Origin of the sequence: Microcoleus sp. PH2017_35_SFW_U_B (genome assembly GCF_020737865.1) — a bacterium.
Lineage (GTDB): Bacteria > Cyanobacteriota > Cyanobacteriia > Cyanobacteriales > Microcoleaceae > Microcoleus.
Map to the genome: position 1 here is coordinate 23,642 of NZ_JAEQDE010000076.1, position 25,357 is coordinate 48,998.

The following is a 25,357-nucleotide window of genomic DNA, read 5'->3' on the forward strand; positions in this document are numbered from 1 at the left end:
TTTTAGGGTTGAAGTTTTGCGATCGTCTCCTCTTTCTTCCATGCTACAATATTGCTCAACTGCAACAATTTAAATATTTTTAGCAATTTGAACAAAAAGAATTAACTTATGAAAATTATTTCACTCCAATTAAAAAATCATTTTTTGGGTTGGGATTTTGATGAAATTAAATTTTCATCCAATTTAACTCTTTTAGTTGGCATATCAGGTGCAGGCAAAACCCAAATCTTGCGTGGAATTATCGATTTAAAACGTATAGCCAATGGAAAAGCTATCAATGGATTGGAATGGAAAATCATATTTTCTACTGTAAACGGCACTGAATTTATTTGGGAAGGTGGTTTTGATACTGTTGAAACCAATGAACTAAATTTTGACGATCCTGAAAAAGAAAACCCAGATGAAAATGAAAAACCATCATTTATTCATGAAAAACTGATTTCAAAAAATGAGGTATTATTTGAGCGGAATAAAGAGGATATAAAATTCAAAAATAGCCAAATACCAAAGCTTTCTTCACATCAATCAATGATGTATTTATTAAAAGAAGAAACTGTTATAAAAGAAGCTTTTGATGCTCTAAATAAAATAGAATATCGCGACCATACAATCAACGGTCTGCGTCTTAGAAGCTCAAAGCAATCTTTGCACTCGATTAAAAACAAATATCAAACCTTACAGAGCATAGTAAATAGCGATGAGGATATTAGAACTAAGCTATATCTGATTTATGAAAATAAGTTAGATATTTTTGAAGCAATTAAGTCAAGATTCATTGATGTTTTTCAACAAATCGAAGATGTCAGAGTTGAGCCTTTTAAAACAGACGACTTGTTCAAAGGATTTGCTGATATATTTGTCCCTGTTATTTCTATCAAAGAGAAATCTGTGCCTAAATGGATTAGGGAAGATAGGATGTCTTCGGGTATGTTACGTACAATTATTCATCTTGGCGAAATTTTTCTGTCAAATGAAGGTTCGGTAATATTGATTGATGAATTTGAGAATAGTTTGGGAATTAATTGTATTGATATCTTAACTGATGACCTGATTCACGAAAATAAAACCTTGCAATTTATTGCCACAAGTCATCACCCTTATATTATAAATAATATTCCCTATGAATATTGGAAAATTGTTACTCGACAAGGCGGACACATTAGAACCTGTAATGCCTCGGATTATCATCTAGGTAAATCTAAACAAGACGCATTTATTCAGTTAAACAAAATTCTCGAAAAACAATCGTAGTATGAATTTGTATTTTGTATTTGAAGGAAAGACAGAACCGATTGTTTATAAAAAGTGGTTATCTGTGCTGCTTCCAGAGTTGACGGAAGTGGATAGTTTTGATGCGGTAATTCAGAATAATTATTATTACGAAAGTGATATGGGCGTTCCTAGTTGCTATAGAGTTACTGCTAATGCTATCCAAGAAATAAACCTATTTCCTCAATATAATTACTTGGTTTTATTCACAGACGCAGATCGTTTTACAGTTTCGGAGAAACAAGCGGAAGCTGATGAGCAAATTAAGTCGGAATTAAAAGATAAACCTTTTCAATCTCTACCGGTAAATTGTCAACTCGAAGTTATTGTGCAGAAAGTTTGTCTGGAAACTTGGTTTTTAGGAAATCGAAAATTTTTTGTGAGAAATCCACAACATAATGAAATTTTGAAGCAATATATTAAATATTTTGATGTCAGTCAAGATAATCCTGAAGATTTAGCGAGTGAATTTGTTCAAGATGGGGAAAATACAAAGGATATTTTTGGATATAAAACAAAAGCTTTGTTTCATGAAGGTTATCTTAGAGAAATTTTTAAAGAACGTAGTTTGGCTTCAAAAACGCATTTTTCTTATAGTAAACCTAGACCGAGAGAAGTGCAAGAAGAATATTATCTTAAACAACTGATGGCAAGAGTTGAGGCAAATTCAGATCATTTACTGAATTTTCAAGATTTTATAAGTTTTTGTTTAAGAATCAAGGAGCAATTAAATAAATAATACATAATCTATTTATATTTTAGCCGTTTCGATGTGAGTATTTAATTATTATAGTGGGCTTTTATCCACTTAAGTATTGCCCCAATTAAGTTCTATTTTTTGGCTGTTTGTTGGCGTCAGGGTGTCATGCGTTCGACGCGGTTTCGTTTCTGGTGGCAAATGATGCCGATCGCTCTGATTAAACCTCGTCTATTCTACGATTACATGACTGTTTTAGGCCTGGGCGAACATTTCTTTAATTACCGTCATGAAGTGAAAGCGCAACTGCTGCAACAGCTAGAAACCATCGATCGCGCAAAACAGCAAAAAGTGCTGGAACCAGTTTCAGTTATTTAAATCGGTTTCGCCCTTGAGATCGTGTTCGATTTAGCGATCGTCAGATCTCGATCGAGGCGGGGCGGGTTGACAAGATTTCGGATTTGTGCTGGATATCTTGGCGAACCCGCCCTACAAAATCGTGGTATCGATCGAACGCTATTTTATTCCCAATATGTCTCCCAATCATTTTTAAACGCTTGTTGCAGTTTTTTCATGTAAGCCATAGTTTTAATCTTGACCATCCAGATACTGTTAGCCTTATCCTTTCCTTTACAAACAACTCCTTCGGCTACACCGTATTTTCCTTGACGGACTTCATCGATAAATTTGCCTGTCAACTTTCCGCGATACACAACTCTGGCAATGTTTACTAAACTGAAATCTCGAAGGAATTGCTCTGGATCGACAATACCTCGATCGCCCTGCACGTCTAACAGCACCAAATTTTTGGGTTCCTCCTGTTTGTGCATTCCTGCAAATGAGCTAGCACCAAAAAACTCTGTAAATACCGTGATTTCTGGGCTGTGATATTCTGGGTTCGCCTGAAATACAACTTCCAGAGATTTCGCGAAGTCTCTGACGAAAATCTGCGGCGCTTCCTCCAAACCCGGATGTGCAGCGTTAAATTCTGCAATTCCCCGATCGTCTAAATCAAATCTGTCGCGACGTGTTCCAAACGCATACCAGCCCAGTTGCTGTTCCCAAACCCAATGCAGATTAGTGCCATCGTACTTTTCAAAGGCTGTGCACTTATCTAATGGAGCGTTTTTGCTGTCGGGAATTTTGGGATAGGCAAGTTGGATTTTTGTCACTTTCTTGACTTGCTTTTGATGCTGAATTTAAGATCGTAGTTTATATTATCTTCGGTTAGTTAAGCGCGATCGAGGTTTTGGTAGTGAGGAATGCGAGTTTTTGGATTTATGCGGACTGAAGTCCTCACTACAAACCTATTTTTTGGTTATTGAACCGGGGATTGTAATTTTCCCAAGCTATTTCCTAACAGGCCATTTGCTGCCACTCTCTTTCTAGCAAGCGCAGTAATCTTTCATCACCTTTGGCTGTGGCTACTTGTTTCCGCCGATCGAGAATATTGCAAATATGCACCCGGTGAACTTGCGCCAAATCCGCAGCAGTTGGTGCAGATTCAACCGCCGCGCAAGCTACGCCAACTGTTGTGACATCCTGCTGGGCTTGAAAATCTCGCTTTGTGGTAGAGTTGATACCGCCGTATTTTTTGGGGACAGCCAGGTGTCTCGGATACCGATAGTTCCAGTCTTGACCCCGATATTTGCCCGCGACTTCCCCTTCGATCATATCCACTGTCGGAATGTCGTACTCGTAGTTGGCACCGCGATAAGTGAGTTTCATATTTTTCGATCCTTATATTGAGATAAAAACGATCGTCAGTCGATTTTAGATTTACTTTACAGATGAATCTGGTAGCTGGGACTTTCGTCTAAAATTTTGCGATCGACCCTCATGAGTGTCCCGGCTTGTACCCGTTTTTGGGCGGGGTCAGGTCAGGTTTGCTTTTTGTTACCTAAAACTTATTTAGTTTCTGTATTCAATTATACTGTTTTTTAACTAAAGCGCGCTTACTTACAAAAATTAATATTTTGAGGGTGAGAAGGCAGGAAAAAACCCGCCGCAGCGGGTTTTATCGAGCTTTGACTAATTCGATCGTACTCAGAACGAAACTGATTGAGATCCGAAGAACTACCCGACTGTCACTTGATCGGTTTGCACGCCCGTCGCACCCTCTTCAGCAGAGGCAATGGCCACCAACTTGTCAAGAACTTCCTGACTGGGAACTTGACCCTTGAGAACAACCGTGCCGCTGAGCTGAGCAACCCAAACAGTCTCGATATCAGCAACTTCTGAATCGCCGTCAAAAGCCAAGGCCACCCGCTTCGCCAGGCCGCTTTCGTCAAAATTTCCGTCTGGGCCGACTTTAGCAGGAGCAATCGATTGTGCTTCGGCAGCTTGCTGTACTACTTCTGCCATCGGTTGAGCCTGCTCTTCAGGCTTTTCCATTCCAAACAGTCTTTTAAACCAACCCATAGAAGTTGAGTCTCCAGAAAATACACTTTTTCCAAGATAGCTCTAGAATTCCAAAAGAATCGTAATTGTTGCAAAACTAAGCGAAATTTCTGAAAATGCTTTTTCGACCGACTTTCAGAATCTAAAATCTCCAATGGTATCCCTATGTTGATGTTACTTTTTTATGTCGGGGACGATCGCTATGCCCTCGATAGCAGGCGCGTAGTCGAAGTAGTTCCCACTGTCACCTTGAAAAAACTCCACAGCGCGCCGGAATACATTCCCGGCTTGTTTAACTACCGAGGACATCTCGTCCCGGTCATTGATTTGTGCCAAATGATACAGGGGACGGCCGCCCGCGCTTACTTGAGCACGCGCATTGTCTTAGTCAATTGCCAGTTTCCCAATACTTCTGAGGGGAACAACCACAGTTTGCACGGCCCCCTAATTTTAGGGCTGATGGCGGAACGGGTGACAGAAACTCTCGACAAACCAGAAACCGAATTTGTTAGTCCCGGCATTAAGATTGACAGCACTCCTTATTTGGGAGAAATGATTGCAGACGATCGCGGTATGATTCAATTTGTCAGGGTAGAACATCTGCTGCCTGAATCCCAAAAAACTTATCTGCTTCCCCAGCAGGAAGACTGAGATTTAGTCATTGGTCATTGGTTATTGGTTATTGGTTATTGGTTATTGGTTATTGGTTATTGGTTATTGGTTATTGGTTATTGGTCATTGGCAATGGGTAATTGGTCATTAGTCATTAGTCATTGGCAATGGGTAATTGGTCATTAGTCATTGGCAATGGGTAATTGGTAATTGGTAATTGGTAATTGGTAATTGGTAATTGGTAATTGGTAATTGGTCAACTGTCAACTGTCAACTGTCAACTGTCAACTGTCAACTGTCAACTGTCAACTGTCAACTGTCAACTGTCAACTGTCAACTGTCAACTGTCAACTGATTGAAGCTCTACTCAGACAAAAAATTGGTTTAGATGCCCTGACTATTGGGTCTAATACAATTACTAGAGCCGTAAACCGTCGGATGGAAGATTGCGGTTTAACGGATATCAGTATTTACTTGACAAAATTGCAAACATCCCCTCCAGAATTGGAAGAATTAATCGAAGCTGTAGTGATACCGGAAACTTGGTTTTTTCGCGATCGCGAACCTTTTGTTTTTTTGAGCCGCTACGCGCTTTCGGAATGGTTTCCACAAAATCCCGGCAAAACCCTGCGCGTGTTGAGCCTTCCTTGTTCGACGGGAGAGGAACCTTACTCGATCGCGATCGCCCTACTAGACGCTGGTTTAAATCCGATCAACTTCAGCATCGATGCGGCAGACATCAGCAAAGTTGCTCTCAAAAAAGCCCAGCGCGCAGTTTACGGCAGAAACTCTTTCCGCGACAAAAACTTAGATTTTCGCGATCGCTATTTTACTCCGCTGCCGGGAGATCTTTATCAGTTGAACGACTTGGTGAGAAGGAAAGTTAATTTGATTCAGGGTAATATTCTAGATAGCTATTTTTTATCTAACCAACTTCCTTACGATGCAATTTTTTGTCGCAATGTGTTAATTTATTTCGATCAAACAGGCAGAAATCAGACCATTCAACTGTTAAATCGATTGTTAAACAAAACAGGAATATTATTTTTGGGTCACTCAGAAAGCGGGCAGAAACTGCCTCCTCAATTTGTCTCGGTGCGTCATTCCCTAGCATTTGCTTACCGCAAAACAGATATTCCAGACAGCCCGCAAGTTCAGGTCAAAAAAGAGCCGACTAATATCAGTTATTCGCGAATTGTTCGAGAGTTTAAACACGCGGGAAATAGGGAAAATATTCGCAGCGATCAGTTGCCAAGTATTAACAGTAAATCCTCTACTTCCCATCAAAAATATCCGAGAGAGAATGAGAATTCGGGGATTTTGCCAATTCGGGCGATCGCCCCACCACCAGATCCTGCTAAGTCTGCGAGTGCGGATTTAGACGCAGCGCGACGTTTGGCCGATCGCGGACAATTGCAGGAAGCGGCCAAACTGTGCGAAACTTACCTCAGTCAAAATCCCACGAATGCTGATGCTTACGTCTTATTGGGCCAAGTTTATCAAGCAAGGGGCGATCGCCAACAAGCTGAGCAATCTTTCCAAAAAGCAACTTACCTCAAGCCGGATCACTATGAAGGACTAATTCACCTAGCTTTGCTCAAAGAAGAGCGAGGAGATATTGCCGGTGCTGCGATCGTCCGCCGGCGCATTCAGCGAATGGAAAAATAGCCTAAGAATTCAGTTGACAGTTGACAGTTGATAGTTGACAGTTGACAGTTGAGGGCGACCTCTACCTACAAGGAAGAGGATTGGAGTAATTAATAGTCTGAGTTTAATTTCTCCCTCAAAGGGAGAGGCTTTCAACCAATTCTTTCTGGTAATAACTGAGAATCGAAGCATGGACAATATTTTTAAGCATATGACTTTGCAAAGACGCATGATCGCTGCGTTTGTGTTCATGGGGGCGATCGTGCTTGTTGTAGCTTTAGTCGGCGCCAGCGGAAATTTTCGGCTATCCGGGCACCTGAAATCGATCGCCAACGATGCTTATCCCAGCACCGTCGCTTTGTGGAAAATCAACGAAGGACAAACACAGGTGCAGTCTTCCGATCGGATGCTGCTCAACGAAGCAATCAATGCTGACCAAAGACGCCGAGAAATCGCGAGAATAAATAATGCTTGGAATCAGATAAATCAAGGTTTTCAAGAGTACGATAAACTTGGGCGCAACGAGGAAGAAGACAAACTTTATCAAAAATTTAAACCGCTGTGGCAAAAGTGGACTGAGGCTCACAAAGAATTCCAAGAACTCAATAAAGAATATGAAAGAATAGGCATTGTCAATCCCCGGCAAATCCAAATTGATTTGCTCAAACAGGGTAAAACTAAATCACCTGAACTAGCAACTGCTGCATCAGCAGTTGAGGTGCTTAACAGAATGAACGACAAAGCTTTGAACGAGAAAGTAATTACATTTCAAGCTGCGACAGAGGGAATGCTGGAACTCCTGAACTACGATCGCCAATTAGCAGCAGACTCAGGCAAAGCTGCCACCGAAGATATCAGTCAAACTCGGTTCTGGGTGATTTTAGGCACGCTGCTGGGCCCTTTAACGGCCGTACTGTTTGGACTGTACTTTAGCAATACGATCGCCAAACCGTTAGGGGCTAAAATTGCCGGAGTGGTGGATGTAGCAGAGAAAATGTCGATCGGCGATTTAACAGGAGAAGTTCATGTCAGCGACACCAAAGACGAAATTAGCAAATTGGAGAACTCCTTCCGCAGCATGAATCGCGGTTTGGCCGGATTAATCAAACAAGTGCAAACATCGGGCATACAAATCACTTCATCAGCCACCCAAATAGCCGCTTCTGGCAAACAATTAGAAGCCACAGTCAACGAACAAGCAGCATCCACCAACGAAGTTGTAGCTACTGCCAAAGAAATCGCAGCCACCAGTGGTAAACTCGTAAAAACGATGGATGAAGTTTCCCACATGGCAGAGTCAACTGCCCGCGAAGCTAGCACAGGTCAAAAAGAGTTAGTTCGCATGGAAAATACCATGAAAGTCTTGGGAAATGCTACCATTTCTATCTCTAACAAACTCGGAATCATTAGCGAAAAAGCCAACAATATCAACAGCATTGTTACCACGATTACAAAAGTAGCCGATCAAACTAATTTACTTTCCTTAAATGCAGCGATCGAAGCCGAAAAAGCCGGAGAATACGGCATGGGTTTTGCCGTCGTCGCCCGCGAAATTCGCCGCCTAGCCGACCAAACAGCCGTTGCCACACTCGATATTGAAAACATGGTTAAAGAGATGCAGTCAGCCGTTTCTACTGGGGTGATGGAAATGGATAAATTCTCCCATGAAGTCAGCAAAGGGATGGAAGATATTCGTAACATCGGCGTGCAATTAGCCGAAATTATTCAGCAAGTACAATCTCTCACTCCCCGCTTCGATTCGGTAAATAGAGGCATGGAAGCTCAATCGGAAGGAGCTCAGCAAATTAGCGAAACTATGGCGCAGTTGGCCGAAACTTCCCTGCAAACGGCTGATGCTTTGCGGGAAATCAATAGTGCGATCGGCCTTTTGAACGAAGCAGCCCAGGGGATGCGCCACGAAATTTCGCGATTCAAAGTCAATTGATAGTTACTCACACCCAATATTCGTCAGTATCTAAACTCTAAAATATCAAATTTTATTCATTATTTGTAGCAGGCAAAAAAGAGGTAAATTCAGTGCAGAAGAAGTCAACTATTCAACAAATTTTGTGGAGGGGGTTTGGTACAATCTTTACGTTAATACTTATAGCAAATATTGTATCACAACACACTAAAAATACTTTAGTTAAGTCTTTAGATAACGTTACTTCGAGCCATAAAATTTTGCAAGAATTGGCACAGTTAGATATGCTTTTGCTGGAAGCTGAGACTGGTCAGCGCGGCTATCTGTACACGGGAAAAGAGAATTTTTTAGAGCCATACAATGAAGCAAATGCAAGCATTAACGTGCAACTAGCAGAGTTGAGAGAGAAGATGAAAAATCCGACACAACAAGAAAAACTCGGTCAATTGCAAATCCTGATTAGAGAAAGAATCGATTATTTAGAAAAAACTATTCAACTCCGCAAATCTGGTCGAGAAGAGGAGGTAAAAAAAATAGTAAGTGCTGGAACAGGACTAGAAATTATGGCGAAGTTGAGGGGTAAAATCACAGAAATCAAAGAAACTGAAAATCGATTCTTGGATGAAAGAAAGAAATTCGCCCAGGAAGCTGAAATTTTTTCAACTTACTTTGCTGGGGCGAGCACTTTGATTATTGTCGGAGTTGGGGTGTTAATTTCTTGGGTAATTATCCGGAATATCGCGCAATCCTTGGGAATAGCAGTAAAAGTTGCAGAAGAGGTATCGGCGGGCAATTTAACTGCCAATATTTCAGCAAATTATCAGGGAGAAGTTGGCAAACTACTCGCCGGATTCCAAAGCATGACTCAAAGCCTAAGTTCCTTGATCGGGCAAGTACAAAATTCTGGTCTTCAAGTAACTGCTTCCTCTCATGAAATTGCTGCCTCTGGCAAGGAATTGGAGGAAGTAATCGCCAAACAAGCAGCTTCGATTAGAGAGGTGGAAGCTACTACAAAAGAGATAGCTGCTACTTCTCGACAACTGAAGCAAGCAATGCAGGGAATTACTTCTACCTTCCAAACTACCACAATAGCAGCAGAGGGCGGTCAGCGGAATTTAAGCCACATGGAAAATACCATGCGGGAATTATCAACCGCCACAACTTCTATTTCTAGCCAACTTAGCAACATCAGCGAAAAAGCTAATAATATTAGTCGAATTATTATTACAATAACCAAGGTAGCTGACCAAACTAATTTACTTTCTTTGAATGCTGCCATAGAAGCAGAAAAAGCAGGAAAATATGGTATGGGTTTTGCTGTAGTTGCTAGAGAAATTCGGCGTTTAGCCGATCAAACTGCTGTTGCTACTTTAGATATTGAAAAAATGGTTAAAGAAATGCAGGCAGCAGTTTCTACTGGGGTGACGGAAATGAACAAGTTTACTGAAGAAGTAAATGATAGCGTTGAGGATGTGGAAAGTGTGAGCTGGCAACTGACTGAAATTATCGAGCAGGTGCAGGCTATCACTCCGCGTTTTTCAGTGGTAAATCAGAGTATGGAGGCTCAATCGGAAGGCGCTCAGCAAATTAGCGAGGTGATGGTGTATCTGAGTCAATCGTCGTCGCAAACGGCGGGCGCATTGCGCGAAATTAACGGTGCTATCTCTCAATTAAATGAGGCATCTCAAGGTTTGCGTCAAGAAATTTCTCGGTTTAAAGTAAGCAATAAGGATGTAGAAAATGTTTAAAAATATCAGTTTTAAAAAGCGCCTGAATGCTGCATTTATTTTTCTAGCTGTGATTGTTTTAGCTGTGGCTTGTATTGGTTGGAGTGGCACTTATCGGCTAGGTGGACATATTGATACGCTAGCTAACAATAGCCTGCCGAGCGTTAGTGGATTGTGGAAAGTTAATGAAGGACAAACGCAAATTGAGTCGTCGGAACGGGCATTACTGGATCTGGAACTCAGCCCAGAGGAAAGGAGAAGTGAGTTGACGAGAATTCAGAAAGCTTGGGAGCAGATTAATGAGGGTTTCAAAGAGTATGAAACCACATCCAGAACTGCGGAGGAAGATAAGATATACAAAGAATTGCAGGCTAAATGGGATATCTGGAAGAAAAATCACGAAGCTTTTTTAGATTTAAATAAAAGATTTGAGAGTTTAGGAATTCTCAACCCATTTAAAAGGCAGATCGAACTGATTGGCCAAGGGAATACTAAGTCGCCCGATATCGAGGCTGCTAGAAGGGCTGGGGCGTTTTACAATCAATTGAGCGATCGCGCCAAAGCGAATCGATCCTCGTTTGAATCAGCTACTAACTTAATCTTGGAAGACCTCAAAATCAATGAAACAACGGGACAACTAGCTAAACAGCAGTCTAAAAACGATATTAGTCAAACCACATTCTGGGTAATTTTGGGCATGATTCTCGGGCCGCTAACGGCTGGACTGTTTGGACTGTTTCTCACGAGTACGGTATCCCAAACTCTGGAAAATCAAATAGATCTGTCGGGCCTCAGAATTAGTGGATCTACGAACCAAATTGCCTCCTCCGGCAAGGAATTGGAAGCGACGATGAATCAACAAGTGGCTTCGACTAATGAAGTAGTAGCCACGGCTAAAGAAATTGCTGCTACTGCTATGCAACTGGCGAGGACAATGGATGAAGTTTCGGAGATGTCCCACCAAGCTGCTCAATCTGCCGGCGGCGGTAAACAAGAAATTGGTCGCATGGAATCCACGATGAATAAATTAGCAGATTCTACCAGTGCGATCTCGGGTAAATTGGGAGTTATTAGCGAAAAAGCTAATAATATTAACAGTATTATCACGACGATTACGAAGGTGGCAGATCAAACTAATTTGCTTTCGCTCAACGCGGCTATTGAAGCGGAAAAAGCGGGAGAGTACGGGTTGGGTTTTGCGGTGGTGGCTAGGGAAATTCGCCGACTGGCAGATCAAACGGCGGTGGCTACTTTGGATATTGAAAATATGGTTAAAGAAATGCAGTCTGCGGTGGGTGTTGGCGTGATGGAAATGGATAAGTTTACTAATGAGGTGCGCCGCGGGGTGGAAGATGTGCAAACTATTAGTTTGCAGTTGGAATCGATTATCCAGCGGGTGCAAGCTTTGACTCCGCGTTTTGAAGAGGTGAATGAGGGGATGGATGCACAGTCTCAGGGTGCTGTGCAAATTAGCGAGGCGATGGTGCAGTTGAGTGAGGCTTCTTCGCAAACTGCGTCGGCGCTCCGGGATATCAATGGGGCGATCGGGCAAGTTAATGATGCTACACTCGGTTTACGCCACGAAATGCTAGCGTTTTTAAAGTAAATAGGGAGTCGGCGGATCGAGTCGGTTTTTTTAGCTAGTCAGACGGGAATCCCCACACTATATCGCTTCGATTAGTGTGGGATGAAAGGCGCGTGAACCGAGGATTCCACATCTTCATGTCCTCGTCAGCATAGCGGGCGAGCAATGAAGGTGTGGATGACGAGATCAACAAATCTTTATCTGCTAGCATCATTACTCGACACAATTATTAAATTACTACTTGACTTTATCTAGTATTTTCTGGTATTTTTATGACCAGCAAATGCGTAAAGGTCGTAGCGCAATGAAAGTAACGTATCAGTATCAGTTCTATCCCGACACCAATCAAAAATTAACCCTCAACCATTGGTTGAGAATTTGTCGCTATTGGTACAACAGACAGCTAGGCGATCGATTTGATTGGTGGGAAAAAAACCGCACTGCTATAAATGCTTGTCCATTGGTTGCTAGCATCTCTGCGCCTCGCGAAAAGCCCAACTACTACTCTCAAAAGCAACAATTGCCCGCCCTCAAAAAAGACCTAGTAAAAGTCTTCCACAGTGGTGAGCTATTGGACTTCAAGCAGGTAGATTCAACTATCCTGCAAGATGTTTCTAAACGAGTAGATAAAGCCTTTGAACGGTTTATAGTAGGGGATAGTAAAGGCGGTCGATCGGGTAAACCCCGATTCAAGACTGAAGCTGATTACCGGACGATGACTTTTTCTACGGCTAACAGCGATTGGATTAAGTTGGTTCGCAAGAATTGGTTTTATATCCGATTGCCGAAGTTGGGCGTGATAAAAGTTCGGAGGCACCGCCCAATCCCCGATGGATTTACCGTCAAGCAAATTAGTGTAACTAGAAAGGCTGATGGTTGGTTCGCCCAGATAATGCTTGAAGACGCTTCAGTACCCCAGTTTATTTCTGACAAAGTTACCCCAAACTGGGATAACTCAATTGGGTTAGATGCGGTGCTGCATGAAGATGTCTATTTAGCAACGTCATCGGGCGAAAAGTTGCCTTCATTGAAACCGCTTCGCAAAAACCAAGCTAAGTTAGACCGCATTTCAAAAAAGCGGAATAAGCGGAAGCGTGGCTGTAGCGCCCGACGGAAATTAGCAAAAAAAGAAGCGAGACAGCACCAAAAAATAGCGCGTTCTCGCCAAGACTTCCACTATAAAACAGCTCACAAACTTGTCAGGTCTGGAGCTAAATTCTTTTTTCACGAAGATTTGAACTTAAAAGGCTTAACGAAGCGGAATAAAGTTAAGCAAGACGATGAGGGTAACTACCTCCCAAACGGTCAATCAGCCAAATCAGGACTAAACAAGTCTTGGCTGGATGCTGCGTTTGGTCAATTTTTCAAGACGCTGGAATACATAGCCGAAAAAGCTGGATCAGCCGTCGTTCCGCAAAAACCTGCTTATACCTCAATGCTTCTGTGCTATCGGAATGAAATCGTTTTCACCGATTGCGGTATGCGAAGCTATTGGGACGAGCAACATTCTTTAATGGTCGATCGCGATATCAACGCTTCGATTAATTTGAAGAAATTGGGGTTGGACATTTTCCCCAAAATAAAACGCCGTAGCGGGAATCTTTCTGTAGTAGGAACTATGGACGACAGTACCGCGAAGGAAATCTTGCATACCCTTCATCGGGCTGCTAAGAAGCCCACATCATACCTGTACTCAGGTTGATGTGGGAGTATGTCACTTAAATCAACTGGTGCGCGGTGCGCACGCTACAAACTGGTGCGCGGTGCGCACGCTACAAACTGGTGCGCGGTGCGCACGCTACAAACTGGTGCGCGGTGCGCACGCTACAAACTACAAACTGGTGCGCGGTGCACACCCTACAAACTACTACAAACTACAAACTGGTGCGCGGTGCACACCCTACAATCTAAAATCTAAAATCTAAAATCTAAAATCGAATGACTGATGATTGCTGGAATCGGATCGGAGTTGGGGGCGATCGCACTTGTCCTCAATTAAAAACATTTATTCACTGCCGCAACTGTCCAGTCTATTCCGACGCGGGCCGGAGTTTGCTGGAACAGGAATTGCCGACTGGATATCTGGAAGAGTGGACTAATTTATTGCGATCGAGTCAAGGAGTAACTAACGCCGTCACGGCTGCGGGTACTATATCTGTAGGTATTTTTAGGCTTAACGGCGAATGGTTGGCTTTACCGGCGGCGCTGTTTAAGGAAGTGACGCAGATTTCTGTTATCCACACTTTGCCACACCGCAGTAATAATATACTTATCGGCTTGGTGAATATTCGCGGTGAAATCCAGTTGTGCGTTTCCCTAAAAGCACTTTTGGGATTGGAAGCAGCAGATGCTAGCCGACAAAATATTAGTCCTGTTGTTTACGAAAGGATGGTAGTTGTTGAGAGAGAAGGCAGCCGCTGGGTGTTTGGAGTGGATGAGATTTACGGCATTCACCGCATTCTCCCGGAACAAATCAGAAATGTTCCATCTACTGTTTCTAAAGTGCCAGAAACTTATACTAAAGGGATTATCAGTTGGCAGGGGCAAAGTGTTTGTTATCTCGATGATGATTTGCTGTTTTATACGTTGAATAAGAAGATTATCTAATGAATTGGGAATAGGGCATGGGGCATTGGGAATTGGGCATGGGGCATTGGGAATTGGGCATTGGGTGAATGGAATCTGGCGAATAAAAGCGGGCGAAGGTCATTCGCGCCTACACAGACGAAACCCGCCTCCGCGGGTTGAAGAACGGGCGAAGGGAATTCGCGCCTACATGAACAAAACCGGGCGAAAGTGGGTTGGAATAAATTAAGGATTAATAAAAAATGAGCAATCAAGATATGAGCAATTTCTCCATGATGGATTTATTTCGCATGGAGGCGGACACTCAAGTAGCAGTATTAAATGAGAACATTTTGGTATTAGAAAATAACCCTAATTCTCCGGCTGAACTGGAATCTTTGATGCGGGCGGCCCACTCGCTCAAGGGCGCGGCGCGGATTGTGGGACTGGATGCTGCTGTGCGAATCGCTCACGTGATGGAGGATTGCTTTGTGGCGGCGCAGGCTGGCTCGATCGCCCTAGACTCACCTGATAAGATTGATGTGATGCTGCGGGCGATCGACCTTTTGGCCCAAATCAGCCAGATTCCGGAAACCGAGATCGAAAATTGGCTCCCGGTTAATCGATCGCAAATTGAAACCTTAGAAACTGCCATCTTAGCAATTATCAATAACGAACAATTAGATTTGGGCAGCCCAGATGAAGCAGAAACAATAGAACAAGAGACCATTGTTGAAACAGAAATTCTGCCGGAATGGGAGCCGCAATTACCTGTTGATTTTACCGCAGAAATAACAGACCACGTACAATTCAATTCTGATATTCCTCATGAAATATTGCCCGATTTGCCACAGGTTGAAAGTCCAGAAACTCGGTTGCTTAAAACTGATTTATCGATGTTAGCTTTATTTGCCGGAGAAGTAGAAGCACAATCAATACTATTAAACCAAACTTTACTCTCGCTCAAAAATAACCCCAATGAATATTTAGACTTAGACTCCCTTGTTAAATCCGCTCATTTAATAAAAGGTGCTGGCAGAATAGTTCAGTTCCATGAAGTTGTTAAACTTGCGAAGGCGATAGAAGATACATTTGTGGCACTTCAGAAGCACAAATCTAGCTTAAATGCCAGTCAAATTGACACCCTGCTCGCCGGAGTAAATTTTCTGGTAAATATGCAGGAAATTCCGGTACTGAAAATCGAAGCTTGGCTGGCAGAAAAAGAGGCAGAAATAGATAATATTGTCGCAGATATAAGTAAGATTCTTGAATTATTAACAACTAAACAATCGGCAACAACTGCCGCAGTTGTTTCACAAAAATCTGCCGAAGCAACGAGTCCCCAAACAACCCCGACACCACAACCAAAACCTCAAGATAATGCTTCCCAACGCACAAAGAATAGCGGTCAAATTTCCCCCGTCGCCAATTCTACAGCAGTAGCTGTAGAGCAACGACCGACTAAAATTGTTAGCGCAAAACCTGCACCTTCAAATCTCAGGGAAAACGCTCAAAAGCCTAAAACCGCTGACCGCGTAGTACGAGTAAATGCGGAAAACTTAAACCGAATTATGGGTTTGGCAGGCGAATCTTTAGTAGAAGCAAAATGGCTGCAACCGTTTGCTGATTCATTATTAAAACTGAGAAAAAACCAAGGACAGCTTTATAATTTGTTGGAGAAATTGCAGGAATCTTTAAGCGATTCTGTTCTAGATCAGCGATCGGAAGATTATCTCGGCAGTGCTCGCAAAAAAGCTAATGATTGCCGCCATATTTTGTCCGATCGCCTCAACGAACTAGAACTGTTTGCCCGCCGTTCTGCCAACTTGTCCGATCGCTTGTACCGAGAAGTTATTGCCAGCAATATGCGACCGTTTGCTGACGGCGTTTCAGCTTTTGGGCGAATGCTGAGAGATTTGGCGAGACAGTTGGGTAAGCAAGTGAAATTTGAAGTTGTTGGCAAATCTACTCAGGTAGATCGAGATATTTTAGAAAAATTAGAAGCACCGCTAACACACATTTTGCGTAACGCTATCGACCACGGTATTGAACTCCCAGACGCACGTTTGGCTGCGGGAAAATCGGCTGAAGGTACGATCCGACTGGAAGCTGCACATCGGGGCGGGATGCTATCAATTACCGTCTCGGATGATGGAAAAGGAATAGAACCGGAAAAACTCCGCCAAAAAATTGTCACGAAAGGTATGGTAAGTGCGGAAATGGCTGCGAAATTGACTGAACCGGAATTGATGGATTTTCTGTTTTTGCCTGGTTTTTCTACTGCTAGTCAAGTGACGGAAATTTCGGGCCGCGGTGTTGGTTTGGATATTGTGCAAAGTATGGTGCAGGAGGTTGGTGGCATTCTCCGGGCGACATCTATGCCGGAAAAAGGTATGAGTTTTCATTTGCAGTTGCCGCTAACTCTGTCGGTAATTCGGACGCTGTTGGTGGAAATTTCGGGGGAACCTTATGCTTTTCCGCTGACTCGGATCGATCGCATTGTGATGGTTGAGTCTGCTGATATTGCGATCGCCGAAAACCGACAGTATTTTACTCTTGACAACCAAAATATTGGTTTGGTGACAGCTTATCAGGTGTTGGAGTTAGCTGCGCCACCTGAAAAGTTGGATTTGCTGCCGGTGATCATTGTGAGCGATCGCTCTAGCAGTTATGGTTTAGCTGTGGATAAGTTTCTGGGCGAACGCGATTTAGTTGTCAGGCCTTTAGATCCGCGTTTGGGTAAGGTAGCGGATATCAGCGCGGCTGCTTTTATGGAAGACGGTACGCCGGTGCTGATTATCGATGTTGAAGATTTGGTGCGATCGACTGATAAACTGCTGGCTGAAAGTCAGTTACAGAAAGTTAGTAAAACCGAACAAACTGCTGAATCAACAACTCGCAAGCGCGTTTTGGTAGTAGATGATTCAATTACTGTTCGAGAAGTAGAGCGCAAACTTTTAGAAAATCAAGGATATGAGGTAGAAATAGCTGTTAATGGTATGGATGGTTGGAATGCTCTGCGTACCGGGCAGTTTGATTTGGTAATTAGCGATGTTGATATGCCGCGCATGACGGGGATTGAGCTGGTTAGTCAAATTAAAAATCATTCGGCCCTAAAGTCGATTCCGGTAATTATTGTTTCTTACAAAGACCGCGAGCAAGATAGAATCAGAGGATTGGAAGTGGGAGCGGATTATTATTTAACTAAAAGCAGTTTTCACGACGATACGCTGTTAAATGCGGTGGTTGATTTAATCGGTGAGGCTTGAAAAAAAATCTCGGGTTAAGTTTTTTTAATTAAAAACTAAAAATACGACCAAAATGTGGTATGAATAGTGGTAGGCTGCGTGATAGTTCGTAATTCAATCGGTAATTCAATACGCTTGGCCCCGAGCCCGGAGATCCCCCCTAGCCCCCCTTAAGAAGGGGGGAACCGGAAGCACTCAAAGTCCCCCTTCTTAAGGGGGATTTAGGGGGATCTCCGGGCCCGAAAAAGTGTTAACCCAACAGTATCGATCGCTAATTGAGAAGCGGTTTGCTGCCTCCGTCTACAAGTTTAGTTTTAACTGACCGACGAACACCATTCTCAGGAACAGGCAAGATGCCTGTTCCACAAAAAAATTCATCTCTTGTGGAACAGGCATCTTGCCTGTTCATAAAAGGCTTATTGACAATAGTGCAATATCTCAGTTTTAAAGAAAAGGCCGCAGCATAAAAAACTGGATCGGCAGGCTCCCGCAACTACCCGCAACTGAAAATTAATTAACTATGAGCAATTTCAACATGAAAATAGCGATCGTCAACGACACGTTGATTGCTGCTGAAGCTTTGCGCCGAGTTTTGGTGACGGTACCGGAGTATGAAATTATTTGGATAGCGGCGGATGGGGCCGAAGCTGTGTCCAAGTGCGCCCGCAATACACCGGATGTGATATTGATGGATTTGATCATGCCGGTGATGGATGGTGTTGAGGCGACGCGCCTGATCATGAAGCAATCTCCCTGCGCGATTCTGCTAGTGACATCTTCGGTGACAGGTAATGCGGGCAGGGTTTTTGAAGCTATGGGATATGGAGCTCTGGATGCTATTAATACGCCAATTTTGGGGTTGATGGGCAATTCCCCAAGCGGCGGTATGGAGTTGTTAAAAACTATTTCTAAAGTCGCTAGATTGATTGGTAAAAGTAACTCGACTTCTTTATTTCACAGCGCAACTCCTAAATGCTTGACTCCGCCGCTGCTGGCGATCGGCTCTTCGACTGGCGGGCCCCAAGCTTTGGCAACTCTGCTATCGGCTTTACCTGCCAATTTATCGGCGGCTGTGGCGATCGTCCAACACGTAGATGCTGAGTTTGCTCCTGGTTTGGCAGATTGGCTGAGTCAAAAAAGTAAGTTGTCGGTGAGTGTCGCAGTTGCCGATCGACCTTTGGAAGTCGGTAAGGTGATAATTGCCGCGACTAACGACCACTTAGTATTACAATCGAATTTAACACTTAAGTATACGAAAGAACCTTTAGAATATCCTTACCGCCCTTCAGTGGACACTTTTTTTGAGAGTGTCGCTCAATACTGGCCGGGCAAAGGGGTGGCAGTGCTGTTAACCGGTATGGGCAAAGACGGCGCTAAAGGGCTCAAAGTTTTGCGATCGGCAGGCTGGCACACGATCGCCCAAGACCGCGCTACCTCAGTAGTTTACGGGATGCCGAAAGCTGCTGCTGATTTGAATGCGGCTGTGCAGGTTTTGCCGATCGAGGCGATCGCCCCAGCCTGCATGAAATATCTCGTGTAGAAAATACTAGAGATGTTTGGGCCATAAGGCTTAAGTGGTTGAGCACAATGGCCGAGGTCGTGCCAGACTCTCAGCGATCATAATCAATCTATTGGGGTGATGTTTTGGGATCGCGATCGCGCGTGTATCTTGCCAGCAGTCTGTAATTTCACGGAATGCTGCGGTTACCGGGCACCTGCTAGCAAGCAGCAGTCGGCTGACCCAACAATTAGCGATCGTAGCCCTTGCAATCAATGTCAAGCGTGCTAGGCTGTGTAAAGATTTTACAAAAATCAGCGGATAAAACTTTACCAACCTGGTATTATCACCTGGTAAGCGTACTTAAATAATACCGGGTCGCTATTGACACTTAGAAAATATTTAAGTAAAAGTTTCGATCCTCTCCAGACAATGGCCGTTGCCCGATCTAGTTATGAAATTAACTCACTCTCAGGCTATTGAATTCGATTGCAGTTGTGCACTAAATCAACGAGAAAGTCAAATAGTCAACGGCAACGTGGTAAAGTTGAAGTTTGAGGATAGGGGAAACAATGGGAAAAACCCAGTTACCGCCAGAGATAGCGCCATTCTCAGTAACCTCAAATTGGAGAAAAGCCGTCACTCGATCGACTTAAATTTACCTTTAAATTCAGAAAGCAAAAAAATATCTAGCTTGACCGAATACACTGTTACAGTTTTACTGATTGACGATCAGGAAATGATCGGCGAAGCGGTGCGCCGAATGCTTGCTAATGAAAAAGACATTAAATTTTATTACTGTAACGATCCAGCTCAAGCAATTAAGAAAGCATTAGAGGTGAAGCCAACAGTAATCCTCCAAGATTTAGTAATGCCAGAAATAGATGGATTGCAGTTGCTGCGCTTTTTTCGAGGGAATTCGCTGACGCGAGACATTCCGATGATTGTTCTCTCCAGTAAAGAAGAAGCGGAACTAAAAGCGCAAGCATTTTCCTTGGGTGCTAACGATTATTTAGTAAAACTGCCCAATCCAGTCGAACTCATTGCTAGAATTCGCTATCACTCAAAAGCTTATATGCACCTGCAAGAAAGGAATCTCGCCTATCAAACCATGCAGGATTATCTAGTCAAATTAGAGATAGAACAAAAAAAATCTCAGGAGTTGCTGTTAAATATATTGCCAGAGGCGATCGCCGAAAGATTAAAAAAAGAACAAGGTGTAATCGCCGACGAATTCGCAGCAGTTAGCGTGATGTTCGCGGATATTGTTGGCTTCACCCAGTTGTCAGCATCAATATCGCCCAAAAAATTAGTACATTTACTCAACGATATATTTTCCAAGTTCGACGATCTCGCCGAAAAACACGGTTTAGAAAAAATTAAGACAATTGGTGACTCTTATATGGTAGTGGCGGGGTTGCCAAATCCGAGAGCAGATCACGGAGATGCGATCGCGGAAATGGCGATAGATATGCAAGAAGCCATAGTGAAATACAGAGAAGAGTTCGGTCTCACTATTAGCATCCGCATCGGCATTCATTCGGGCCCAGTGGTAGCTGGAATCATCGGGACAAAAAAGTTTATTTACGATTTGTGGGGCGATACGGTAAATACCGCTTCCCGCATGGAATCTCACGGTATCCCGGACGGAATTCAGATTTCCGACGCAACTTATTTGCTTATAGAAGACAAGTATGATTTTGAAAAACGCGGTTTAATCAATGTCAAAGGTAAGGGCCAAATGGCTGCTTATTTATTAAAAGGAAGATTGGAAGTTGATTTTTAATTGGGAATTGGGAATGGGTAATTGGGAATTGGTAATTGGGAATTGGTAATCGGTAATTGGGAATTGGTAATTGGGAATTGGTAATCGGTAATTGGGAACCGGTAACTGGTAATTGGTAATTATTGATTAAGGGGTGTGAGATATGAGTAGACCAGATTTTGAGGATTTGGATGTTTACAAGTTGGCTGAAAAATTGGCAAATGAGGTTTGGTTTATCGTCAAAGAATGGGACTATTTTACAAAAGATACTATCGGGAAGCAACTTGTACGCGCCGCCGATAGCGTTTGCGCTAATATTGCAGAAGGACGTGGTAGATATAATTATCAAGACAATCGGCGTTTTGTCAAGATTGCCAGAGGTTCTTTGTATGAAACAATCAGCTTTTTGAGGCTAGCATATGCCAGAAAATTAGTGGGAAGTGAACAGGTAAAAAGATTCCAACCAATAATTGATGAATTGTCACCGAAGCTGAATGCTTATCTACAGTCAATAGGTAACAATCAAGAAAAATAATTGATTAATAATCAGAGTATATATAGCAATTATCAAGTGAGGTACAGTATTGGTAATTGGTAATGGCTAATTAGCAAGACAAATAGCGAGTAGATCGCGAAAGTTTAGAACCGCTATGAAACACCAATTACCAATTACCAATTACCAATTACCAATTACCCATTCCCAATTACCAATTACCAATTATTAAATCTAACTCTTATGTTTCGAGATAATATTGTTCTGCTTCCGACCAATTTAGTTTAAGTAACGAATCTTCTCCACTTGAAAGCTTGAAACTCGGCTTAATTGGTTTTACGCCCAAAGCGCTAATAATCTGCGCTGCTACAGCTTTCGCCAATAGTGGCGGTACAGAATTTCCGACTTGGCGAAAACCGTGCCATTTTGTGACGTGAAATCTAAACCAGTCAGGATAGGAATGCAATCGCGCTGCTTCTCTGACTGTAATGCACCGAGGCGCGATCGGGTGAATTGGCCTTGGCGAAGTATAAGCGCCCCTCGCCCTGTCGGTTCCAGCCCTGAGAGTGTTGCAAACTCCGTCGGGGTGCAGCTTGTAAAAACGGCTGATCGGCTCTTTTTCGCCGTAGGCTGCGGCTGCAAATCTTTCCATACATTCGGCAGAATGTTTGGTGCGCCGACTGCATGAGAGGATTTGTCGATCGTACTGGCGATCGTAAGCATAATCATTATCAAAATCATCGAATCCGCGCAAAAAACTCGCGTAATCGCTGCTGCACTTTCCGTACTCCGCCATTACCCAATCTCGGTGCAGCAACTCGTTATACTTTTCTACTTCCGGCAAATCTCCAATCGCATCCAAAACTGTCGGAACCGCAGGTAAATTAACTTTTTTATAGCGTTTAGGAAGTTTCTTTTTAGGCAAAAAAGTAGTTGGCTGAGGATATTTTGGCAGATCGTAGTCTTTTTTGCAACCAATCAGAAACAATCGTTTGCGAGCTTGCGGCACTCCGTAGTGAGCGGCGTTGAGAACTTGATAGTTTTCTTCTACTTGATAGCCTGCTTCCAGAAAAGAGCTAATTAAAAGATTCAGGAGTTCTTTGTGTTCGCCTGCTACAATTCCCGGCACATTTTCCATTACAAAAAACTTGGGTTTTAGCTCCAAAACTAAGCGCAGAAAGTGGAAAATTAGAGAATTTCGCGGATCGCCGACATCGCGCTTCCCCATCAGCGAGAATCCTTGACAGGGCGAACCGCTGATTACTACGTCGATTTCGCGCCGCCCGATCGCAGATTTTTGCCGAATTTCTGCTCCCGTCAGCTCTGAGACATCTTTGCACAATACAGAACACATCGGGAAATTGAACTCGTGGGTAGCGCAGTGGATGGGGTCAATTTCGACTGAGGCAAGTACATCAAAACCTGCTTGTTCAAAGCCCAGCGTCATGCCGCCTGCGCCTGCAAATAAATCAACAGCGATCGGTCGCTTTTTCCGATAGCTTGACATAATATTTCAATACTAAAATTGTTTTAAGAAGCTGTATTTATTTTAACATTTTTGATTATTTCGGCAGCCGCGCGATCGCACACACCGACCTCTCCCAGACTTTCCCGCATTTCCCGATAATCCGCCAAGGTTTGCTGGCGCCGATCGGCATTTTGCAGCAATTCCAGGGAGTGGAAAACTATATTTTCGGCAGTAGCCTCGTCTTGCAGCAACTCCGGGACGATCTGCTTCATTTGCACCAAATTGGGCGGAGAGATAAAAGGAATCGACAATTTCAGCAGGTGGCGAGCAATCATTGCCGTAATGCGACTGACGCGGTAGGCGACAACTTGCGGAACGTCGAGCAAAGCTAATTCCAAATTAACAGTACCAGATTTGGCGATCGCAAAGTCGGCAGCAGCCAAGATTTCCAGATTTTGATTTTCCAACAAAGTAGCCCGCAAACCGTAATTCTCGATCGCTTCTTCGATTTTGCTGCGGAAAGCTGCTTGAGAAACCGGAATCCAGAAATGAACCTCCGGCAATTTAGCTTGAATAATGCGAGCAGCCTCAAATATCACCGGCATCAGGTACTTGAGTTCTTGCTTTCTAGAAGCCGGAATTAGCGCGACTGACACCTGTTCCGGCTCAATTCCCAAAGTTTTGCGGGCAACTTCCCGACTGGGCGCAGATTGCATTCTATCCAGCAAAGGATGACCAACCCAACTGACTTGAGAGCCTTTGGCGCGATAATAAGTAGCTTCCTCGGGGAAAATCGCCAAAATGCGATCGGCAATATTGACAATCAGATCGGTATTGCGAGGAGAAATCGAGCAAACCCATTCTTGAGGCGCGATGTACCAAACCACCGGCAAATCGGGCAAACAGCGGCGAATGTAGCTACCAATACCGAGATTTGGAGTCAAATAATCAATCAATACAACAACATCGGGACGGAATTTTTTTAGATATTGTTTAGCTTTTTGCTGAACTGCGATCGTTGGCAAAATATACGGCACAGATTCTATAATACCCATAGAACCAATACCCAGAGTATCGCCTAAAATAGTAGCGCCAGCTTGAGCCATACGAGGGCCGCCCAATGCGGTTATTTCCAACTCCAAACCAGCGGCGACAGCATGACGTTTTAAAGCTGCAACTAACAAAGCTCCTTGCAAATCGCCAGAAACCTCACCAGTGCTGATAAAAATTTTCATAAACTCCTCAATATCCTCGGTAAGGTGCGTCAGACAAAAACTGTTTGAGTTACCTATAGCTGGTGACTGACGCACCGTACAGCTTCCTTCTCTTCCTTCGTGTCCTTCGCGTCTTCGCGGTTCAATAATACTAATTCTTTGAGTCCGCAAGAATTAATATAAGGCTCATTCATTTTTTACCAGGAATCAAGCCTCGCCGCCCTTTGGTTACAGACTGTTGCACAAATCTCCGCAGGTGCTGCAAGTGATGATTTTCCGGTAACAAATCCAATTGTTCCAAAGCTTGATTGAGAGTGTAGCCAGAATGGTATAAAATCCGAAAAGTTTTCTTTAAAACTAGCAAATCTTCTGGAGTTAAACCTGCACGTTCGAGGCCTATTTTGTTGATAGCTCGCACTCGCGAAGGATTCCCTTCGACTAGCATATAGGGTGGCACATCTCGATCGATCCTGCTCAAGCCACCGATCATGGATAAGCGGCCGATGTGGACAAACTGATGAACGCCCAAAACCCCGCTGAGTCTGGCTTGAGACTCAATTTTGACGTGTCCCGCTAGGGCTACAGCGTTGGCAATGATTACTCGATCGGCAATATCGCAATTATGGCCCACATGAACGTAAGCCATCAACATATTATTATTGCCGAGCGTCGTGCTTTCCCCCGCTCCAGTAGCGCGGTTGATTGTCACGTATTCCCGAATCACATTGTTGTCGCCAATTGTCACCCTAGTCAGAGAACCCTCATATTTGAGATCTTGAGGTTCCAAACCAATGGCCGCACCAGGGAAAATTTGATTGCGAGCACCTATTTCTGTTAGCCCGTCGATAATTGCATGGGCACCAATCTTAGTCTCCGGCCCGATTTTCACTCTTTCCCCAATTACAGCATAAGCACCCACTTCTACAGTCGGGTGCAGTTCGGCGCGGGGATGAATCACAGCAGTTGGGTGAATCAAAGTAAGCATTTTTCAGTTTTCAGTTGTCAGTTTTCAGTTTTCATGCCAAATCAAGCTTAAATACCCCGTTTATTTCTTAGTCCGCGGAGGCGGACTTCGCTTGTGTAGTAGCGATTTCAATCGCCGAATCATCAAGGAGTAACAAACCAGAATTTAGTATCAGTAGTCCCTTGATACTCCCCAGCCCGCTCCGGGACGGGGATTCTTGAAGAGTCCAAATGCGAACTTTCAAAGGCGAAATCAAAGCGCCTCTACTGACTCCTTCAAGA

20 protein-coding genes are annotated in these 25,357 nt (G+C 43.5%); 14 read left to right on the forward strand and 6 right to left on the reverse strand.

Annotation, left to right across the window (positions count from 1 at the left end; genetic code table 11):
* Positions 1-108: 108 nt before the first annotated feature.
* From JGK36_RS21270 to JGK36_RS21280, 3 genes are all read left to right on the forward strand, one after another.
* The gene (locus JGK36_RS21270; RefSeq protein ID WP_293183932.1) at positions 109-1,251 is read left to right on the forward strand and encodes an AAA family ATPase; all 1,143 of its coding nucleotides are present in this window, start codon (positions 109-111) and stop codon (positions 1,249-1,251) included.
* Between the two features lies 1 nt (position 1,252).
* Entirely contained in the window at positions 1,253-2,008 is a 756-nt protein-coding gene (locus tag JGK36_RS21275) for a hypothetical protein (protein WP_293197935.1), read from the forward strand.
* Positions 2,009-2,107: 99 nt separating this feature from the next.
* On the forward strand, positions 2,108-2,344 hold the full coding sequence (locus JGK36_RS21280; RefSeq protein WP_293197938.1) for a DUF4070 domain-containing protein: 237 nt from the start codon (positions 2,108-2,110) through the stop codon (positions 2,342-2,344).
* A gap of 143 nt (positions 2,345-2,487) precedes the next feature.
* Here the strand turns inward: JGK36_RS21280 and JGK36_RS21285 are convergent, their stop codons facing one another.
* The 3 genes from JGK36_RS21285 to JGK36_RS21295 form a co-directional block, all read right to left on the reverse strand.
* Positions 2,488-3,138 (reverse strand): RNA ligase family protein, encoded by a 651-nt coding sequence (locus JGK36_RS21285; protein ID WP_293183938.1) that lies wholly within the window; start codon positions 3,136-3,138, stop codon positions 2,488-2,490.
* A 184-nt stretch (positions 3,139-3,322) separates the two neighbouring features.
* Complete coding sequence (locus JGK36_RS21290; RefSeq protein ID WP_293183940.1) at positions 3,323-3,694, reverse strand: DUF4278 domain-containing protein; 372 nt, start codon at positions 3,692-3,694, stop codon at positions 3,323-3,325.
* A gap of 348 nt (positions 3,695-4,042) precedes the next feature.
* Positions 4,043-4,387, reverse strand: coding sequence for a BON domain-containing protein (locus tag JGK36_RS21295; protein ID WP_293126189.1), 345 nt, complete (start codon positions 4,385-4,387; stop codon positions 4,043-4,045).
* Positions 4,388-4,531: 144 nt separating this feature from the next.
* On the opposite strand from JGK36_RS21295, the gene JGK36_RS21300 reads away from it, so the two are divergent.
* The 11 genes from JGK36_RS21300 (at position 4,532) to JGK36_RS21350 (ending at position 21,472) form a co-directional block, all read left to right on the forward strand.
* Positions 4,532-5,017, forward strand: coding sequence for a chemotaxis protein CheW (locus JGK36_RS21300; RefSeq protein ID WP_366516592.1), 486 nt, complete (start codon positions 4,532-4,534; stop codon positions 5,015-5,017).
* Between the two features lie 213 nt (positions 5,018-5,230).
* Positions 5,231-6,646 (forward strand): CheR family methyltransferase, encoded by a 1,416-nt coding sequence (locus JGK36_RS21305; protein WP_293197940.1) that lies wholly within the window; start codon positions 5,231-5,233, stop codon positions 6,644-6,646.
* Between the two features lie 169 nt (positions 6,647-6,815).
* The gene (locus tag JGK36_RS21310) at positions 6,816-8,570 is read left to right on the forward strand and encodes a methyl-accepting chemotaxis protein (RefSeq protein ID WP_293183944.1); all 1,755 of its coding nucleotides are present in this window, start codon (positions 6,816-6,818) and stop codon (positions 8,568-8,570) included.
* Between the two features lie 92 nt (positions 8,571-8,662).
* Positions 8,663-10,297, forward strand: coding sequence for a CHASE3 domain-containing protein (locus JGK36_RS21315; RefSeq protein WP_293183946.1), 1,635 nt, complete (start codon positions 8,663-8,665; stop codon positions 10,295-10,297).
* Entirely contained in the window at positions 10,290-11,882 is a 1,593-nt protein-coding gene (locus tag JGK36_RS21320; protein WP_293183948.1) for a methyl-accepting chemotaxis protein, read from the forward strand. Before JGK36_RS21315 ends, JGK36_RS21320 begins: the two co-directional genes overlap by 8 nt.
* A 283-nt stretch (positions 11,883-12,165) precedes the next feature.
* Positions 12,166-13,563 carry a transposase gene (locus JGK36_RS21325; RefSeq protein ID WP_366035292.1) on the forward strand — a complete coding sequence of 466 codons (1,398 nt, stop codon included), beginning with the start codon at positions 12,166-12,168 and terminating at the stop codon, positions 13,561-13,563.
* 236 nt (positions 13,564-13,799) lie between these two features.
* Positions 13,800-14,468 (forward strand): chemotaxis protein CheW, encoded by a 669-nt coding sequence (locus JGK36_RS21330; RefSeq protein WP_293183950.1) that lies wholly within the window; start codon positions 13,800-13,802, stop codon positions 14,466-14,468.
* Between the two features lie 221 nt (positions 14,469-14,689).
* Positions 14,690-17,695, forward strand: a complete 3,006-nt coding sequence (locus JGK36_RS21335; RefSeq protein ID WP_293183952.1) for a hybrid sensor histidine kinase/response regulator — start codon at positions 14,690-14,692, stop codon at positions 17,693-17,695.
* Between the two features lie 499 nt (positions 17,696-18,194).
* On the forward strand, positions 18,195-19,214 hold the full coding sequence (locus tag JGK36_RS21340; protein WP_293197942.1) for a chemotaxis response regulator protein-glutamate methylesterase: 1,020 nt from the start codon (positions 18,195-18,197) through the stop codon (positions 19,212-19,214).
* Positions 19,215-19,626: 412 nt separating this feature from the next.
* Complete coding sequence (locus tag JGK36_RS21345) at positions 19,627-20,958, forward strand: adenylate/guanylate cyclase domain-containing protein (protein WP_293197944.1); 1,332 nt, start codon at positions 19,627-19,629, stop codon at positions 20,956-20,958.
* Between the two features lie 142 nt (positions 20,959-21,100).
* The gene (locus JGK36_RS21350; protein WP_293183958.1) at positions 21,101-21,472 is read left to right on the forward strand and encodes a four helix bundle protein; all 372 of its coding nucleotides are present in this window, start codon (positions 21,101-21,103) and stop codon (positions 21,470-21,472) included.
* A gap of 199 nt (positions 21,473-21,671) precedes the next feature.
* Here JGK36_RS21350 and JGK36_RS21355 read toward each other — a convergent pair whose 3' ends face one another.
* From JGK36_RS21355 to lpxA, 3 genes are all read right to left on the reverse strand, one after another.
* On the reverse strand, positions 21,672-22,937 hold the full coding sequence (locus tag JGK36_RS21355) for a DNA cytosine methyltransferase (protein ID WP_293190598.1): 1,266 nt from the start codon (positions 22,935-22,937) through the stop codon (positions 21,672-21,674).
* A 23-nt stretch (positions 22,938-22,960) separates the two neighbouring features.
* Complete coding sequence (lpxB, locus tag JGK36_RS21360) at positions 22,961-24,133, reverse strand: lipid-A-disaccharide synthase (RefSeq protein ID WP_293190597.1); 1,173 nt, start codon at positions 24,131-24,133, stop codon at positions 22,961-22,963.
* A gap of 169 nt (positions 24,134-24,302) precedes the next feature.
* Positions 24,303-25,097, reverse strand: coding sequence for an acyl-ACP--UDP-N-acetylglucosamine O-acyltransferase (lpxA, locus tag JGK36_RS21365; RefSeq protein ID WP_293183966.1), 795 nt, complete (start codon positions 25,095-25,097; stop codon positions 24,303-24,305).
* Positions 25,098-25,357 lie beyond the last annotated feature (260 nt).